A 17,330-nucleotide genomic window follows, 5' to 3' on the forward strand; every position below is an offset into this window, starting at 1 on the left:
TTATGGGACCTTTTAAGATTTCACTCAGGCAGGATTTATGAGCTTAACATTAGGTATTGATATAGGAAGCACAACAGCAAAAGTCGCGCTAATGGATAATGATGAAATTATCTTTCAATCTTATGAGAGGCATTATTCAAAAGTGCGTGAAAAAAGCATAGAGATCGTGCAAAAAATCACTGATATAGTCGGTGATAGGGAGCTTAAAGTAGCCATTTCTGGTTCTGCTGGATTTGGTATTTGCAAAGCAAGTGGGATTGATTTTGTGCAAGAGGTCTTTGCCACTGCTACAGCAGTCAAGCATCTTGTGTCTGATGCCGATGCGGTAATTGAGCTAGGCGGAGAAGATGCAAAGATTATATTTCTCACAGGTGGCACAGAGGAACGTATGAATGGCTCGTGTGCAGGTGGGACAGGTGCGTTTATCGACCAAATGGTAACGCTTCTAGCAGTTACCCCACAAGAGTTTGACGCTCTCTCGCTTCAATGCCAAAAAATCTATCCTGTGGCTTCACGTTGTGGTGTGTTTGCCAAAACTGATGTGCAACCACTTTTGAATCAAGGTGTGAATAAAGAGGATATTAGCGCGAGTATCTTTCAAGCGGTAGTGGATCAAACTATCACAGGATTAGCGCAAGGGCGCAAGATTGAGGGCAAGATTCTGTTCCTTGGAGGACCACTCTTTTATTATAAAGGTTTGCAGGAGCGATTTGCCAAAACGCTTAAACTTGATGAAGAGCACGCCATTTTCCCTGATTTCGCACAATATGCAGTAGCCATTGGCGTTTCGCTTGAAGCGCGCAATTTAGAGAAAACTTATACTTGCGCCTCACTGATTGCAGCATTAGAGTCAAGTAAAAAGGCTGCTTCGACAAATAAATATCTTGAACCTCTTTTTGCTTCAAGTGCCGATTATGATGCTTTTATCGCGCGACACGAGAGTGCAAATGTAGAGGAAATAGACATTGAGAAAGCCTATGAGGCAAATAATTATCAAAAAATTGATGTTTATATTGGCATAGATTGTGGTAGCACAACAACAAAGCTTGTAATGCTCGATAATAACAATGCAATTGTGTATCAATACTACAATTCTAATAAGGGCAATCCCGTAGAAGTGATTTCCTCTCAACTCAACTACATTTATACGCATTTTGGTGATAAGATTCACATTAAAGGCAGTGCGGTTACAGGCTATGGGGAAGAGCTTATAAAGGCTGCATTTACCCTTGATTCAGGGCTTGTGGAGACAATGGCGCATTTAAAGGCTGCTAAGCATTTTAATCCTAAGGTAGATTTTATCATCGATATTGGCGGACAGGATATGAAATGCTTTTATATCAAAAATCAAACTATTGATTCTATTATGCTTAATGAAGCGTGTAGCTCTGGATGCGGGAGCTTCATTGAGACGTTTGCAAAATCAATGGGATATGATATACAGACTTTTTCAAAGTTAGGATTGGAATCTAAGCACCCTGTGGAGCTAGGCAGTCGTTGTACGGTGTTTATGAATAGCTCGGTTAAAGAAGCGCAAAAAGAGGGCGCAAGTATTGAGGATATTAGCGCAGGGCTATCTATGAGTGTGGTAAAAAACGCCATCTATAAAGTGATACGCGCTCGTGATGCAGATGATTTAGGGAAGCAAATTGTTGTGCAAGGTGGGACATTCCTCAATAACGCGGTGTTAAGGAGCTTTGAGAAAGAAATCGGTAGGGAAGTGGTGCGTCCTAAGATTAGTGGCTTAATGGGTGCATTTGGCGCGGCATTATACGCTAAGGCTTTGGGCTTAGAGCATTCTACTACGATGAATAAAGAAGAACTATCGTCATTTAAGCATACTGCAACAGCAAGTGTGTGCAAGATTTGTGGTAATAACTGCCAACTAACCATTAATCGCTTTGGCGAGGGTAAAAAGTTTATTTCGGGCAATCGCTGTGATAAGCCTTTGGGATTCAAAAAATTGCTTTTCTTGCCTAATCTCTATGATTACAAGCTCAATAAACTCAAATCTCTCTGTGCGTATGAAAATATGGATAAATCACATCTTACAAAGGGAAAAATTGGCATTCCTTTAGGGCTTAATATGTATGAGAATCTCCCATTTTGGCATACTTTGCTTAGTGAGCTAGGCTATGAAGTGGTGGTTTCTGATGTTAGCACACGTAAAACCTTTGCCATAGGGCAGCATACTATTCCTAGTGATACGGTGTGCTATCCTGCTAAATTATTGCACGGACATATTGAAAACCTCCTCAAAAAAGGCGTGGATAAAATCTTTTATCCCTGTATGAGTTATAGTTTTGCAGGTGATGAGAAGCATAAAGATACTAGTACAAATAGCTACAACTGCCCTGTAGTTGCGTATTATCCCGAGCTTTTGAATGCCAATGTCGATAAATTACGTGAAGTGCAATTTTTCTATCCATATTTTGGTTTACATAAAAAAGAGGAGTTTAAGAAAAAAGGCTTTGAATTTTTCAAAAAAGATCTAAACGTTGATAAAAAAGCATTCTTACAAGCGGTTAATAAAGCCTATGAGGTGCGCGATGAATGGTTGAGTGATATTAAAGAGCAGGGGGAAAAGGCATTGCAGTTTGCCCGAGCAAATAAGCTTAAAGCTATTGTGCTATGCGGACGTCCATATCACATTGACCCAGAAATCAATCACGGCATTGATAAGCTTATTAACTCTTTGGGGCTTGTCGTGCTAAGTGAGGATAGTGTAGGGCATTTAGCAGAAGCGGGAGAACTTCACATTCTTAATCAATGGAGCTATCATTCACGACTTTATAATGCTGCTGCCTTTGTGAGCTGTGATGATAATTTAGAGTTAGTGCAGTTAGTGAGCTTTGGCTGTGGGATAGATTCCATCACTACTGATGAAGTGCGTGAGATTTTAGAATCTCACGGAAAATTCTACACACAGCTTAAAATCGATGAAATCAGTAATCTAGGTGCGGTAAAGATCAGAATCCGCTCTTTGCTTGGTGCTATGGAAGAAAAGCAGGCTCAAAAGAAAGCAAAGGTCTTGCTTGGTTCACACCACATACTTGAAAATGCCTAATTTAATTTCAAAGGATAGTCTATGACACAAAAAATGACACCACATATCAATTCTTGGCAAAGCCCTGATACTCAATCGCTCATCATTAAGCCAGAAAATAAAAGAGAACTTAAACGCGTCCCCTTCACCGCGGAGATGAAGGAAACACACACGATATTAGTGCCTATGATGTTGCCCATACATTTTCAATTACTTGTAAATATCTTGCATTTGCACGGATATAAGGCTGAATTGCTACATAACGATGGAAAAGGCGTAGTAGATGAGGGATTACGCAATGTGCATAATGATACTTGCTATCCTGCCTTGCTTGTTATTGGGCAGATGATTGACGCACTTAAAAGTGGTAAATGGGATTTGGATAAGGTCGCTTTGCTTATCACGCAAACAGGTGGAGGTTGTCGAGCAAGTAATTATATTTATTTATTGCGTAAGGCACTCAACAAAGCTGGGTTTGGTAATATCCCTGTGATTTCACTTAATTTTAGCGGGTTAGAATCCAATCAAGGTTTTAGCGTTACCCGTCCTATGTTGCAAAACTTCCTCAATGCTATTTTATATGGGGATTTGTTAATGCATATTGCTAATCAAACACGGGCTTATGAGAAAAATAAAGGCGATACGGATGCGATGGTGGATAAATGGGTGCGTCGTATTACCACAGAGGGCACGAATGAGGGTTTAAAAAAATATAGTGTTTTAAAAAAAGATTTAAAGCTTATTTTAGATGATTTTGCCTCAATTCCTAGGGATTCTAAGCAAAAGGTACGTGTAGGTATTGTAGGTGAGATTTATATTAAATTTTCTCCACTAGGAAATAATAATTTGGAAGACTTCCTTTTGAATGAGGATTGTGAGGTCGTAATACCTGGATTCTTAGATTTTTGCCTCTATTGCGTGAATGATACGATTGTGGGAAATAAAATGTATGGTGGCACTTTTGTAGAGTCTCTCATTTACCGCGTGGTGTATTGGTTCTTTGCCAATAAGCAATTAGATATGATTAAGATTATTAAGAAGCACGGCGTATTTAGAGCTCCTGCGCCTTTCAAGCATACTAAGAAACTTGCTGATGGCTATGTATCTCAAGCAATGAGTATGGGTGAGGGGTGGCTACTCACTGCTGAAATGCTCGAACTTATTGAACAAGGAGTAGAAAATATCGTTTGCACTCAGCCTTTTGGTTGTCTGCCTAATCACATTGTGGGACGTGGTATGATGAAGGTTATCAAAGAGGGCAATCCTCAAAGCAATATTGTATCTATTGACTATGATCCGGGCGCGACAAAAGTTAATCAAGAAAACCGCATAAAACTTATGCTAAGCAATGCGAAAAAAGCATACCTAGCAAATGCTTAATTTTATAAGGAATTAGATACTCTCTTGTTGAGGTTTGATAGTGAGACTATTGTAAGAAAGCAGTTTGTTTAGATGCCTATTTACTTTGTTTCATAACATCGGTGGAAGTGAGTAAAAATCTAGTAAAACCCTGTTTTTAACATTCTTTATACTAAATGATAGCTAACAAGAAAAGCAGTTAGGTTTGCTAAAATTATGAGGCAGCGTAATTCAAGTAGCTAGGAGCATCTCTTTGTTCTTGTTAGTTTATTTTGTTATAAAAGAAATTTGAAATATTACTAGGTAAAAATGCACTAGGCAGTTTTGTCAAAAAACATACTATTTTTTAAAAGCTTGTGCTAAAATTTAATGTATTTTTTAGTATACTTTTTTCTAATTTTTATGTGCTCAAATAATTATTGATTACACACAATTATCATCTCTTAAACTATAAAACTAAAGGAGTTTGCTCTATGCTAGAGGCAACCATTACGCCCAGCCGACATTCGTATGTAAAAGACAAGTTGCAAGAGGGCTTAAATCGCTTTATTACACACGAGTCGTTCGGGGGGATTCTACTCGCTTTTTGTGTGATAGCCGCAATGCTTGTAGCAAATTCCTCTTATGCTGATTTGTATTTTGAATTTTTTCGTAGTGAGTTTGGGGCATTTTTTGGTGATTCTGTCTTTAAAATGAGTTTGCAGGAATTTATCAATGATGTGTTGATGTCTTTTTTCTTTTTGCTTGTGGGATTAGAAATGAAACGTGAAATGCTCTATGGGGAACTTGCGGGATTCAAAAAAGTGAGTTTTTCTTTTCTTGCGGCATTTGGTGGCATTGTTTGTCCGGTAATGATTTATTTGTATTTTAATAGTGACACAGCCTATCAGCACGGCTTTGGCGTGGCTATGAGCACGGATACTGCCTTTGCACTCGGGCTTATTATGTTGCTTGGCGATAAAGTGCCTAAGATTCTCAAAATTTTTCTTGTAACGCTTGCTGTGGCTGATGACTTAGGGGCAATTTCTGTAATTGCTATTTTTTATTCTGATAATATTAGTATGCAGTGGATTTATCTTTCATTGTTGCTTATAGGGGTGCTTATTTATCTTAATTATCGTGATACCAAATATCTATCTCTGTATTTTTTAGTAGGTATTTTGTTGTGGATTTGTGTGCATCATAGTGGGATTCACGTAACTATTGCTGCGGTGATTTTAGCTATGGCAATCCCGGGAAGAACACGTGTGAATAGACGATATTTTATCAATATGCTAAAAGAGTTCGATAAGATGAAAGTAGCCACAAATGGCTGGGACGATATTCTTCACGCTAAAGAAGTTGAAAAAATGGGTTTTTGGAAAGGAAGCTTAAAAAATATTAAAAATTTTATATTCGCTCAAGATGTGGAAAAAAAGATTGATATGGCAAAAACTTCACAATTAGTGCATATGCTTGATACCATAGGTACTTACTCGCGCTATGCGCAAAATCCACTTATACGGCTTGAAATGGCATTGCAGCCTTTATGTGCATATTTTTTTGTACCGCTTTTTGCCTTTGCTAATGCAGGAGTATCACTCCATAGTGGCATTGATATTAGTCTTAATAGTGTGATGTTAGGCACAATTTTAGGTTTAGTAGTAGGCAAGCCCATAGGTGTACTTCTATTTTGCTTTTTAGGAGAAAAACTCAATCTCGCTACACGTCCAAAAGATCTAAATTATGGGCATATTTTGTCAGTAGGTATGATTTCTGGCATTGGCTTTACGATGTCTATGTTTGTCGCAAATCTCGCTTATAAAGATGATATGATGAGTATTGATATGTCTAAAATCTCTATTTTAGTAGCAAGTTCAATAGCGGCTATACTTGGGCTTTTGGCAGTATATGTTAGCACGAGAAATCAGCAAGAGCAAGAGGAATATATAGAGGAGAATAAAAATCAAAAAATTGAAGATGAGATTCAAAAGCTTAGAGATACGCAAAGTGTCATTTAAGCCTACAATAAAGGAGTAAAGATGAAACCTAAACAAAATAGAATTTCACAAGCCTTAAGTAGTTTTATTCGTGCAGAATCTTTTAGTGGTATTTTTCTCTTTTTCTGTGCTGTGAGTGCAATGATTGTGGCAAACTCTCCCTTATCGCATTTGTATCACACATTTTGGGAGCAGCCCTTTGGCTTTAGTTTTGCTGGAGGATTCTATGGCTTTAGCATTCACGATTGGATTAATGATGTGTTAATGTCAGTTTTCTTCCTTATGGTGGGGCTAGAAATCAAACGTGAAATACTCTTTGGAGATTTATCCGGGTTTCAAAAGGCGGCTTTTCCGGTTATTGGGGCAATAGGTGGTATGGTCGCACCCGGTATTATTTATTATGCCCTTAATATGGGAACGCCCTCTTATCACGGCTTTGGAATCCCTATGGCGACAGATATCGCCTTTGCTTTAGGCGTGATTTTACTACTTGGCAAACGAGTGCCTTTAGCCCTCAAAGTATTTTTGGTAACACTTGCTGTGGCCGATGACTTGGGCGCTATCGCTGTGATTGCAATATTTTATCCCTCGCCTGAAGGTTTGCATTTGATGTATTTAGGTTTAGCCGTAGTGATTATTGTCATTCTGAGCTTTATGAATCATATCGGTGTGCGTCATTTAGGCGTGTATATCGGTATAGGGATTATATTGTGGTTTTGTGTGCATCATAGTGGGATTCACGCTACTATCGCGGCAGTGGCGTTAGCATTTTGTATTCCCGTGAAGCCTAAAATCGAAAGTAAAGAGTTTATTGAAGTCGTGCAGCAAATGATAAAGATTTTTGAGAGTAAGGACAAAGAGCGCAAAAATATTTTGCTTGATACACAGCAAATGAGTGCTATTGATGAGGCGGGAAGAGATTTTAGCAAGGTGCAAAATCCGCTTTTGCGTTTAGAACATGCCTTACAGCCTATATGTGCGTTTGTTATTATGCCGCTTTTTGCCTTTGCTAATGCAGGTGTAGATATTCGCGGGGAGGTGAATTTCCACATCGACCATATTATGCTAGGCATTATGTTTGGGCTTGTTGTGGGTAAGCCTGTGGGGATTTTAGCCCTTACATTTTTATGCGAAAAATGTAAAATCGCCGCTCGTCCTCACGGTGTATCGTGGAGTCATATTTTTGGCGCAGGAATGCTTGCTGGTATTGGCTTTACAATGTCTATGTTTGTTTCAAACCTTGCCTTTGATGAAATAGAATCTGCCAATGTGGCAAAAATAGCCATTTTACTTGCCTCAAGTATAGCTGGAATCTTAGGCTCTCTGTATTTGGTAGTAAATCATTTCATCACAAACAAAGCTAAATCTTAACTATTCTAAGATAGAATCAGCCTCTTTATTTTAATCTCAAAGGATTACTTATGCAAGGTCAAGGTGGAATGCAAGAGACTTTAATGTCATTACTTCCTATCGTATTTTTTATAGCGATTTTCTATCTACTTCTTATTCGCCCGGCAAATGTGAAAAGAAAAAAACATCAAGAGATGATTAACGCATTGCAAAAGGGTGATAAGATTATTACCACAGGGGGATTGATTTGTGAGATTGTGAAGCCTGAAAAGACATTTTTTAGTGTGCGCTTAAATGATGATACTATTGTTCGTCTCTCTCGTGAGTTCATCGCTTATAAGCTTGATGAGAGCGATACAACCCAAGAATCATAGTAAATGGCAAAGCAACATATCCAGCCCTCTCATACGACTCAAAAGAGCTTCAATTATAGGTTTTTAGCACTTATAATTGCTGCATTACTTGGGATTTTTTTTTCTCTGCCCTCTTTTACCGATATGAGCGGACGTAAAATCTCTTTAGGGCTTGATTTGCAAGGTGGGCTAAACCTCCTTTTGGGTGTGAAAACACAAGAGGCAATTAAAGCGCGATTTGCCTCCCTCGCTTCACAGATTGATTTTGATACAAAACGTGAGAAGATTCTCATTGATAATCTTAAGGCAAGTGAGGATAGCGTGAGCTTTGAGCTTTTTGATATTGATGAAAAACCTAAGCTTGATGACATTCTCTCTCGAATTAATGGGCTATATATCAATGAGCGAGAGGGTAGGTATTTTATCACTTTCACACCTGAATATGAAGAGGAGATTCAAAGTAGTGCCATAGCTCAAGCTATTGGCACGATTCGCAATCGCCTTGATGAGTTTGGCTTGAGTGAACCAAGCGTAACGCAGCAAGGCAAAGAGAATATACTTGTGCAGCTCCCCGGTATTAAGACAATAGAAGAAGAACAGAGGGCAAGGGATTTGATTGCTAAGCCCGCGCATTTGCAAATGATGGCAGTAGATGAGGAGCGTAATGCACGAGTAAGCACGATGAGTGAGCTAGAGGCGCAAAAATATAATGATGTGATTTTGCCCTTTGTTAATACAAGTGAGTTGCAAAAGCTTGAAAAGCAGCTTCTTATGTTTAAAGAGGAAATGGCAAGTATTCCCACACATTCTCGCACACAGGACAATACGCAATATATGAATCTTGAAGCACAAATAGAATCGCTTGAATATGATGTGCGTGTTAAAAAAGCACAATCTAATCAAGTGATTCTACTCAAAGCTGTGCCTATACTTGATGGCTCGATGATTACAGACGCACGTGCAGCTTTTGACCACAATAATCAATCCATTGTGAGCTTTAGCCTTGATGCGAAAGGCGCAAAGATTTTTGGCGAATTTTCCGGGGCGAATGTAGGCAAGCGTATGGCGATTGTGCTTGATGGCAAGGTGTATTCTGCACCTGTGATACGTGAGAGAATCGGCGGAGGAAGCGGACAAATTAGTGGAGGTTTTAGCATAGAGGAAGCGAGCGATTTAGCCATTGCGCTTAAAAGTGGAGCATTACCTGCGCCAATGGAAGTGCTTGAAAAGCGAAGTGTGGGACCAAGCTTGGGCGAAGATTCTATTCGGGCGTCAATGATTGCGCTTATTAGCGGATTTGCATTAGTGGTTGTCTTTATGATGATGTATTATGCACTTGCAGGAGTGATTGCTGTAATTGCCTTATTTGTGAATATTGTGCTGATTATTGCTGTAATGGCGTGTTTTGGTGCGAGTTTGACATTGCCGGGTATGGCAGGCATCGTCTTAACGGTGGGTATGGCAGTTGATGCAAATATTATTATCAATGAAAGAATCCGCGAGGCATTACGCGGGGGCTTTGGTATAGCAAAATCCATAGAAATGGGTTATGCGAATGCTTCAAGGGCGATTTTTGATTCTAATCTCACTACGCTTATTGCCGCTGTGCTGCTCTATGGCTTTGGAAGTGGAGCGATAAAGGGCTTTGCTATCACTATGGGCATAGGTATAAGCGCGTCTATTTTAACAGCTATTATCGGCACACACGGCATTTATCAGGCTATTTTGGGTTGGATTACAAAGAGTGGGAATATCCCTTTGTGGTTTGGGATTACACTCCCTCCTAAAGATAGTGCACAAGCACCTTTAAGGAGCAAATAATGGAGATTTTTAAGAAAGTAAAAGTATATGACTTTGTCAAATATAGCTCCTATGGGCTAGTTATATCAAGCATTTTGATTATTGTTTCATTTGTGCTACTTGGCTTGAAGGGCTTTAATTTAGGCATTGACTTTGCTGGAGGCTCTATCGTGCAGTTGCAATACACACGGGCTGCGCCATTGCCACAAATCCGCGAATTACTCACCCAAGATGAGCGATTTAAAAATTCTCAAGTAAGTGAATTTGGTTCTAAGGAGGAGGTGTTGCTTAAAATCCCTTATACCCCAAGTGAAGCCAATGAGGATATTTCTAAGGATATTGTAACCCTTTTAGAGCCAAGTGGGAGTTTTGAACTACGTAGGGTGGATTCTGTAGGTCCTAAAGTGGGCGATGAATTAAAGAAAAATGGTATTATTGTCTTGACACTCGCGCTTGTGGCGATGATGGTTTATATTTCATTTCGCTATGAGTGGAGATTCTCACTTGCTGGTGTGTTAGCACTCGTGCATGATGTGATTATTGTCTCTGGTGCGGTGATATTGGCAAATGTGGATTTTAATCTTGATGTTTTGGCCGCACTGCTTACGATTATTGGCTATTCTATTAATGATACGATTATTATCTTTGATAGAATTCGTGAGCAAATGCTTATTAAGCGTCAAAAAGATATGAAATATGTGATTAATGAGGCGGTTTCTTGCACGCTTTCAAGGACATTGCTTACATCTCTCACAGTGTTTTTTGTGGTGCTTACACTTTATCTTTTTGGTGGTGAAATCATCGTAGGATTCTCGCTGCCTATGCTGGTGGGCGTGATAGTGGCTACTTGTAGCTCTATGTTTGTTGCGCCACGTTTGGCATTGCTCTTTGGATTTAATTTAGATGAGTATTATCAAAAAGAAGCTAATAAGCTTAAAAAGCAAGAGGAAAAGAAGCGATTACGTGCGATGTATGAGCAAGGTCGTCTATAAAGGAGTAAGGTATGGATTGGGGTAGGGTATTTTTTGTCTTTTTTAGCTTGATGAGTTTGACTTTCACACTTGGTTTTTTGTATGAGAATAATATCATTATACTTTTTATTGCCACAGCGATTAATTTTATCGCTACAACTTTGCGTATAGGGGTGAAAAATAGCCTTTCAGCTGAGCTTTTTGCTAGTTCACTTGTGGCAGACTTTCATCTCATACCTGCTTTTATTTTTCTGCAAGTTTTTGGGGATATTGAAATCGCTACAGCACTTGTTGTAGGTGCGGCGGTGGCAAATCTATTTTCTATGATTTTACTTTGTATAGGCGGGGCGAAGGCTAAAGAGAGTGATTACTAGATAAAAGGCGGTATATGAAGCACACATTATGCAGGATAACCTTTTTTTCTCTGCTTAGTTTGTGTGGTGTTGCTTTTAGTGCCTGTGCGACTTATAAACTCGAAGTTTCAAATGTATCCTTGTATAATGAGGGGGTGCAGATAGTGGATTCCATAAAGACAAAAAGCAAAGTGCGCCTTGAAGTAGGGCAGCATAAAGTGGGAAGTGCTAGTAGCATACCCTTAGCGCTTTTTGTATCTGCTGCTAATCTTTCTGCTCAATCAGTAATTTTTGATAGAAACAATGTATTGCTCTATCAAAATGGCAAACTTTTACCATCTTTAAGCAATGAGGAGATAAAAAGTGGCAGTTTTGATTATAGCTATATTATAGAATCTTATCATCTTTATATCCCGCCTGCTCCTGTACCAAGCCAATCTGTTGTGATAGCCTCGCCCTTTATTTATCGTGGGTATTGGGGAGGAGGATTCTATATTTATAATGATATGGTTTTTTCTGCGCGTGAGAGAATGCAGCGGCGAATAGAGCTTGAGGGGCAAAGGGCTAAACGTGCTATCATTATCTCAAGCGCATTGCAAAAAAATACGTTAGAACCTAAAGGTATGCCACGAGGAGGATTTGTGATATATTCACCTTCGGTATTGCAGGCAGGAGAGGTTGATATACGCGTTCGCGTGGGTGATGAGGAACATAGTTTTACTTTAGAGATTGTGAAGTAGGAAAGAAACGATGAAAACATTTGCTATGTATATGTTAGGAGGCATAATTGTGAGTTTATGCTTTATGGCTTGTGGTGAGAGTAAAACCCAAGAGGAGCATTCATCTACACAGGAGCAAGGGCAAATACCCTTTAAACTCCAAGGCAATGAGAATTTGGATGCCCTTATGGATAAAATTCTTATGCAGTATGCACCTTTAAGCGGAAATACGCACTTTTTTGATACTAGAGAGATACAAGCCGATAGCACACAATTTACACCCATAGATGAACAACGCAATAAAATTTACCATCTTCTTTATGAAGCATATAAGGAGAATCGGGCTCATTATATAGAGAGCGCTTTGCTTGAGAGTGTTTTGGGCACACAGAGAGAATGGAATGTGCTATCCACTTCAGCACAGCCTTATATGGAAATCCCTTCTTTAGAACGTTTAGATACAGATATAGTCCTTGCTCTTAGTCTTTTGTTTTTGAATGACAATAAGGGTGATAGTAGTGAATTTGATAAACTACTTAAGCAGCAATATCAAAGCGCCAAGGGAAGCGGTACATTAAGCACGATTATAGAATCCCAAATCCAAGCACGACTTTTAGCCCTTTATGGCTTATATCATTTAGATGCAATCAATCAAAATATGGAGCATTTAGCCACGCATCAGGTACGTGTGAGCCTAGAATCAGACCTAGAGCAATATAAAGATTTTATTTTAAAAGAACATTTTGATGTATATCAAAAGGCTTTTTCTCTTCTTAAGGAAGAGATTCTCAAACAACAAGCCCCTATGGATAGAATCTTGGCAAAACTCCTTGAGTATCCACAATCCTTAAATACATCCTTAACGGACAATGATGATATATATTCACATATTGAGCATTTAAAAAATGCTTATGAGATATTTAAAACGCATAGCTTTAATAGCCCCCAAGTCCAAGATATCATCAGCATTGCACAAAATCCTTTGAAGAATGTGTATAGCAACACATTGATAGCAAATTACCTTTATGGGCTTGATTATTTGAGTTTAATGTTTTTAGATGATAATGGGCAGAGCAATATTCCTTTAGCGCTAGACTATTTGCAAAAAGATTTTAAATCCTATCAAATTACGCAACATCGGTTTGATGCAGCTTTATTCCAAAACTATATATCTTCGATATTTATAGGTGCGTATTTTTTGTCTCAAACGTATAAAGATCAGGTTTATTTTGAAGAGTTATTGCGTCTTATTCGAGCTGAAATATCACAATATAATGATGTAATGAGTGAAAAGGATAAGGAGTTATATCAAGATGCGCTTTTTATCTTAGGACAAACTGATAAGAGTAAGTTTCTAGCCATTACATTTGTGGATAATAGACCAAAGGAAGAAGAAGGTTATGTAAAAATCCCACTTGTACTTTCTCCGCAAGAAAATGCACATATTAGAAGTATTATGTCTAAAGAGAAAAATACCGCAGAGGAGCACAAAGATGTATGTCTTAATCCAAGCGATATAAGTTTTATGCTGGCTTTGACATACCAAGCTTACAAAATGCAAGGTTTTGAGGGTGTTGCCCCAGAAATGTTTCAAATTCGGCTTGATGAAGTTTTTGATATAGAGCAATTCCGCCAATTACCGCTTTCAAGGCATTTAATCGATTTTGATACTTTTATGGTTTTGGGCGTGGCTGATAAGCAATGTTATGCGCAGGAATTAGATGTGAGTGAGCGTTTGGCTGTGCTTGAGGCAAAGGAGCAGATTTGTGGATATAATTTGTATTTTGATAAAGAAAACGGATTCGTGGTTGATGATATTCTACCCTCTCGAGTCTTAGAGCAAACAGCCGATGGCAATATTTACTATCGCTTAAAAGTGGCCGATATGAATCTTAATCAATTTCTTTTTCATAATGATGAAAATGCACTGAGTGCGTTAAAGCAAGCAGATAATACAGGGGAGATATTACCTGTGCTACTTACATTTTTCCCTCATATGCAGACATATCTAAACAATCGCCTTTTACCTAATGAGGCAAATGAAATTATTAAAAGAGCAACGCCTAGGTCTTGTAAGTAATATTTATGCGTTTGTTTTGATTTTCATTCTAAATTCTTTGCGTTTTTTTGCTTCTTCAAAACGTCTTTTTTCGTTTTCAGTAGTGGGGTTAAGTGGGGGAATCTGCACCTTTTTGCCATTGCTATCAATGGCTACCATTGTGAAATAGCAACTATTGCAATGTGTCACAAAGCGATTTTTAATATCTTCACTAATCACTTTGATCCCTACTTCACAGCTACTACTCCCTACATAATTCACAGAAGCGAGGAAAATCACTAAAGAACCAATAGGAATAGGATTCTTAAACACCATACCATCTACACCGATAGTTACCACACCACAGCCACAATATCGCGTAGCACACGCATAAGCGACTTGGTCGAGGAGCTTCATTAGCTCTCCTCCGTGCATTACTCCGCTAAAGTTTGCCATACTTGGTGAGGCAAGCACACTCATTGTTAAGCATTTGGGGTCGAAGATGTCTTCCATGTGTTTGTATCCTCCAAAAAAGATAATTTTATTTTAAACTTTATAAGAGATTATTATGCGATGACAAGGTTACTACTTATGTAAATAAACGGTAAGAGTGCTTATTTTTATCTCTCTAGTGTCCATAAAAGTAACCTTAATTCTATGCTTTTGTATCATCTAATGTCTAAAAAGAGAAAAAATTGCTGAAAATAATTAAAGTTTTTTTGTTGTAGAACGATATGTATTTCAACCTAAAGGCAGGGACGCCTCTAAGGAAAAAATACATAAAGGAGTTACTATGGCTTTTCAAGTCAATACTAACGTTAATGCGCTTAACGCGCACGCTCAATCTACCTTTACTCAATATAATCTTAAAAATTCAATGGAGAAATTGAGTTCAGGTCTTCGTATTAATAAGGCTGCAGATGATGCTTCAGGTATGACAATTGCTGATAGTTTGCGTTCTCAAGCAAGTGCATTGGGGCAAGCTATTAGAAATACAAATGATGGTATGGGGATTATTCAAATCGCGGATAAAGCGATGGATGAGCAAATCAAAATCCTAGATACTATCAAAACTAAAGCTGTTCAAGCAGCTCAAGATGGGCAAAGCACGCAATCACGTTCAATGATTCAAATGGACATTAAACGTTTGATTGAAGGTTTGGATAATATTGGGAATACAACTACTTATAATGGTATGGCATTGCTCTCTGGTGCATTTTCTAATAAAGAGTTTCAAGTGGGTGCATATTCTAACCAATCTATTAAAGCTTCTATTGGTGCGACTACTTCTGATAAAATCGGGCAAGTGCGTATTGAGACAGGAGCATTAGTGACAGCTTCTGGTGATGTTACTATAACATTTAAGAATGTAGATGGTGTAAATGACGTAACTCTAGAATCTGTGAAAATTTCTTCATCTGCAGGGACAGGTCTAGGTGTTTTGACTGAAGTTATCAATAAAAACTCCGATAAGACAGGTATTCGTGCCACAGCAAATGCGATTACTACTTCGGACGTATCTATTGCGAGTGGAAGTTTAGCAGGCGTAATGATTAATGGTATCTCAATTGGTGATATTATTGGAATTAAGAAAAATGATAGCGATGGTCGTTTAGTGCAGGCTTTCAACGCAGCTACAATGCACACAGGTGTGGAAGCTTACACAGACAACCTTGGACGCTTAAATTTACGAAGCACAGATGGACGCGGTATTGATTTGAGGGCGACTGGTGCAGTCCAGGGGCAAGGTGATCAGGCTATCCAGACTCTCAACGGTGGGCAAAGTATCACAAATGGCTCTACTAACTATGGACGCCTTTCATTAGTGCGAACTGATGCAAGAGATATTGTGATTTCTGGTGTAAATATCAGCTCAACAGGTTATACTGATGAAACAAAAGTTGCTCAAACAACAGCGAATCTTAGAGATGTAACTGGTGTATTTAACGCTGATATAAAATCTGCTTCAGGCGCAAACTACAATGCCGTTATCGCAAGTGGTGGTGCAGACCTTGGCGCTGGTGTGACAAGTCTTAGGGGTGCGATGGTAACAATGGATATTGCAGAATCTGCGCAAAAAATGCTTGATAAGATTAGAGCTGACCTCGGTTCTGTTCAAGGGCAAATGGTAAGCACAGTAAACAACATCACTATTACTCAAGTGAATGTTAAGGCTGCTGAATCTGGCATTCGTGAAGTAGATTTTGCGGCTGAAAGTTCAGAGTTTAGTAAGCTCAATATTCTTGCTCAATCTGGTAGCTATGCACTTTCTCAAGCAAATGCTATCCAGCAAAATATCTTAAGACTTCTTAACTAATTAAGATATATTCAACTTCTTTTCCTCCTCTGCAACAAGGGGAGGTTATTCCCTTTCTTAATATTCTCTTATATAAATACTAAAGATTTGGTTTTGTAATCCGCTAGAATTTCTTTTGTAAAATTTAAGTTTAAATCTTATTTGGGTTTTGAAAGACTTATTGACCGATAGATTGATTGTTTTGATAGTAATAGTAGCGATTTTAAGCGATAATGTGGCACGCCCGAAGGGAGTCGAACCCCTAACCCCCAGATCCGAAGTCTGGTGCTCTATCCAATTGAGCTACGAACGCATTTGAAAAGTTATAAAATATGGGGTGGGTGATGGGGTTCGAACCCACGACCCTCAGAGCCACAACCTGATGCTCTAACCAGCTGAGCTACACCCACCATATAAAAAGAAGCAATGGTCGGGGCGAAAGGATTCGAACCTTCGACCCCTTGGTCCCAAACCAAGTGCGCTAACCAGACTGCGCTACGCCCCGACATAAAAGGGCGCTATTATAATACAACCTTATTTTTTTGTCAAGGATATTTCTTGAGCAAGAGGCTTGTATCTTGCCTCTGATGCTTTTGTGTTAATTGTAGTTGTTTCCAAGGTTTTTTGTTATTTCTCTTTATATGGAGCAAAATATCCAGCTCAAAAACCAACACTATGGCTTAAGAATATCAAGATTCTCATCATAATCTTGCGTTTGTATCCCCAATATATGTAACAATGTATGAAATACATAATCGTGGTTTAAAGTGGTATTTATGTGGTTTAAAGCGAGGTTAGGAAGCTGTCCCCATTGTGTGCTAAACCACATAATAGAAGGGATATGCTTTTGATATTTTGGTGCAAGATTATAGCCTAAGCCCCCGTGCATATACTGCCCCAATTCCCCTAAACTCTCCCCATGGTCGCTCACATACCACAGCATAGAGCGCATAGAGCTTTTTTGTAAAATATGTATCATTTGTGCCAATACCCAATCTCCATAGCGCAGAGTATTATCATAGGCATTGACTATTTCTTCATAATCGCATTTTGAGAGTTCTTTATG

Annotated in this window: 13 protein-coding genes and 3 tRNA genes; 11 read left to right on the forward strand and 5 right to left on the reverse strand. The window is 38.7% G+C overall.

Features of this window, described 5'->3' with window-relative positions; all coding sequences use genetic code 11:
- Positions 1 to 37 precede the first annotated feature (37 nt).
- The 10 genes from QZ289_RS05355 to QZ289_RS05400 all read left to right on the forward strand — a co-directional run bounded on the left by QZ289_RS05355 (position 38) and on the right by QZ289_RS05400 (position 14,010).
- Entirely contained in the window at positions 38 to 3,067 is a 3,030-nt protein-coding gene (locus QZ289_RS05355) for an acyl-CoA dehydratase activase (RefSeq protein WP_295700096.1), read from the forward strand.
- A 21-nt stretch (positions 3,068 to 3,088) separates the two neighbouring features.
- Positions 3,089 to 4,426 (forward strand): 2-hydroxyacyl-CoA dehydratase, encoded by a 1,338-nt coding sequence (locus tag QZ289_RS05360; protein ID WP_295700098.1) that lies wholly within the window; start codon positions 3,089 to 3,091, stop codon positions 4,424 to 4,426.
- Between the two features lie 452 nt (positions 4,427 to 4,878).
- Positions 4,879 to 6,405: a Na+/H+ antiporter NhaA gene (gene nhaA, locus QZ289_RS05365; protein ID WP_295700101.1), complete on the forward strand. Its 1,527-nt coding sequence runs from the start codon at positions 4,879 to 4,881 to the stop codon at positions 6,403 to 6,405.
- Positions 6,406 to 6,426: 21 nt separating this feature from the next.
- A complete protein-coding gene (nhaA, locus tag QZ289_RS05370; protein ID WP_295700103.1) occupies positions 6,427 to 7,755 on the forward strand; it encodes a sodium/proton antiporter NhaA in 1,329 nt (442 codons plus the stop codon).
- A gap of 50 nt (positions 7,756 to 7,805) precedes the next feature.
- Positions 7,806 to 8,108, forward strand: coding sequence for a preprotein translocase subunit YajC (gene yajC, locus QZ289_RS05375; RefSeq protein ID WP_295700106.1), 303 nt, complete (start codon positions 7,806 to 7,808; stop codon positions 8,106 to 8,108).
- A 3-nt stretch (positions 8,109 to 8,111) separates the two neighbouring features.
- A complete protein-coding gene (gene secD, locus QZ289_RS05380; RefSeq protein ID WP_295700108.1) occupies positions 8,112 to 9,908 on the forward strand; it encodes a protein translocase subunit SecD in 1,797 nt (598 codons plus the stop codon).
- On the forward strand, positions 9,908 to 10,879 hold the full coding sequence (secF, locus tag QZ289_RS05385) for a protein translocase subunit SecF (RefSeq protein ID WP_295700110.1): 972 nt from the start codon (positions 9,908 to 9,910) through the stop codon (positions 10,877 to 10,879). The genes secD and secF overlap by 1 nt, the downstream gene beginning before the upstream one ends.
- Before the next feature lie 11 nt (positions 10,880 to 10,890).
- The gene (locus QZ289_RS05390) at positions 10,891 to 11,232 is read left to right on the forward strand and encodes a DUF6394 family protein (protein ID WP_295700112.1); all 342 of its coding nucleotides are present in this window, start codon (positions 10,891 to 10,893) and stop codon (positions 11,230 to 11,232) included.
- A 14-nt stretch (positions 11,233 to 11,246) separates the two neighbouring features.
- On the forward strand, positions 11,247 to 11,951 hold the full coding sequence (locus tag QZ289_RS05395; RefSeq protein WP_295700114.1) for a hypothetical protein: 705 nt from the start codon (positions 11,247 to 11,249) through the stop codon (positions 11,949 to 11,951).
- Positions 11,952 to 11,961: 10 nt separating this feature from the next.
- Positions 11,962 to 14,010: a hypothetical protein gene (locus QZ289_RS05400; RefSeq protein WP_295700115.1), complete on the forward strand. Its 2,049-nt coding sequence runs from the start codon at positions 11,962 to 11,964 to the stop codon at positions 14,008 to 14,010.
- Between the two features lie 3 nt (positions 14,011 to 14,013).
- Here the strand turns inward: QZ289_RS05400 and QZ289_RS05405 are convergent, their stop codons facing one another.
- Entirely contained in the window at positions 14,014 to 14,481 is a 468-nt protein-coding gene (locus QZ289_RS05405; protein WP_295700117.1) for an acyl-CoA thioesterase, read from the reverse strand.
- A 280-nt stretch (positions 14,482 to 14,761) separates the two neighbouring features.
- On the opposite strand from QZ289_RS05405, the gene QZ289_RS05410 reads away from it, so the two are divergent.
- Positions 14,762 to 16,285, forward strand: coding sequence for a flagellin A (locus QZ289_RS05410; protein WP_295700120.1), 1,524 nt, complete (start codon positions 14,762 to 14,764; stop codon positions 16,283 to 16,285).
- 215 nt (positions 16,286 to 16,500) lie between these two features.
- Here QZ289_RS05410 and QZ289_RS05415 read toward each other — a convergent pair.
- The 4 genes from QZ289_RS05415 to QZ289_RS05430 all read right to left on the reverse strand — a co-directional run.
- Positions 16,501 to 16,577: transfer RNA gene (locus QZ289_RS05415), tRNA-Arg, on the reverse strand.
- 20 nt (positions 16,578 to 16,597) lie between these two features.
- Positions 16,598 to 16,674, reverse strand: a tRNA-His gene (locus QZ289_RS05420).
- A gap of 17 nt (positions 16,675 to 16,691) precedes the next feature.
- Positions 16,692 to 16,769, reverse strand: a tRNA-Pro gene (locus tag QZ289_RS05425).
- 168 nt (positions 16,770 to 16,937) lie between these two features.
- A partial coding sequence (locus QZ289_RS05430) for a sulfatase-like hydrolase/transferase (protein ID WP_295700123.1) occupies positions 16,938 to 17,330 on the reverse strand: 393 nt, incomplete at its 5' end.

It is taken from the genome of uncultured Helicobacter sp. (genome assembly GCF_910577135.1).
GTDB lineage: Bacteria > Campylobacterota > Campylobacteria > Campylobacterales > Helicobacteraceae > Helicobacter_C > Helicobacter_C mastomyrinus.

Coding starts and splice junctions, on each gene's coding strand:
- QZ289_RS05390 (WP_295700112.1), top strand. CDS start 10,891: ATGGATTGGGGTAGGGTATTTTTTGTCTTTTTTAGCTTGATGAGTTTG.
- yajC (WP_295700106.1), top strand. CDS start 7,806: ATGCAAGGTCAAGGTGGAATGCAAGAGACTTTAATGTCATTACTTCCT.
- nhaA (WP_295700103.1), top strand. CDS start 6,427: ATGAAACCTAAACAAAATAGAATTTCACAAGCCTTAAGTAGTTTTATT.
- QZ289_RS05395 (WP_295700114.1), top strand. CDS start 11,247: ATGAAGCACACATTATGCAGGATAACCTTTTTTTCTCTGCTTAGTTTG.
- QZ289_RS05405 (WP_295700117.1), bottom strand. CDS start 14,481: ATGGAAGACATCTTCGACCCCAAATGCTTAACAATGAGTGTGCTTGCC.
- nhaA (WP_295700101.1), top strand. CDS start 4,879: ATGCTAGAGGCAACCATTACGCCCAGCCGACATTCGTATGTAAAAGAC.
- QZ289_RS05400 (WP_295700115.1), top strand. CDS start 11,962: ATGAAAACATTTGCTATGTATATGTTAGGAGGCATAATTGTGAGTTTA.
- secD (WP_295700108.1), top strand. CDS start 8,112: ATGGCAAAGCAACATATCCAGCCCTCTCATACGACTCAAAAGAGCTTC.
- QZ289_RS05360 (WP_295700098.1), top strand. CDS start 3,089: ATGACACAAAAAATGACACCACATATCAATTCTTGGCAAAGCCCTGAT.
- QZ289_RS05410 (WP_295700120.1), top strand. CDS start 14,762: ATGGCTTTTCAAGTCAATACTAACGTTAATGCGCTTAACGCGCACGCT.
- QZ289_RS05355 (WP_295700096.1), top strand. CDS start 38: ATGAGCTTAACATTAGGTATTGATATAGGAAGCACAACAGCAAAAGTC.
- secF (WP_295700110.1), top strand. CDS start 9,908: ATGGAGATTTTTAAGAAAGTAAAAGTATATGACTTTGTCAAATATAGC.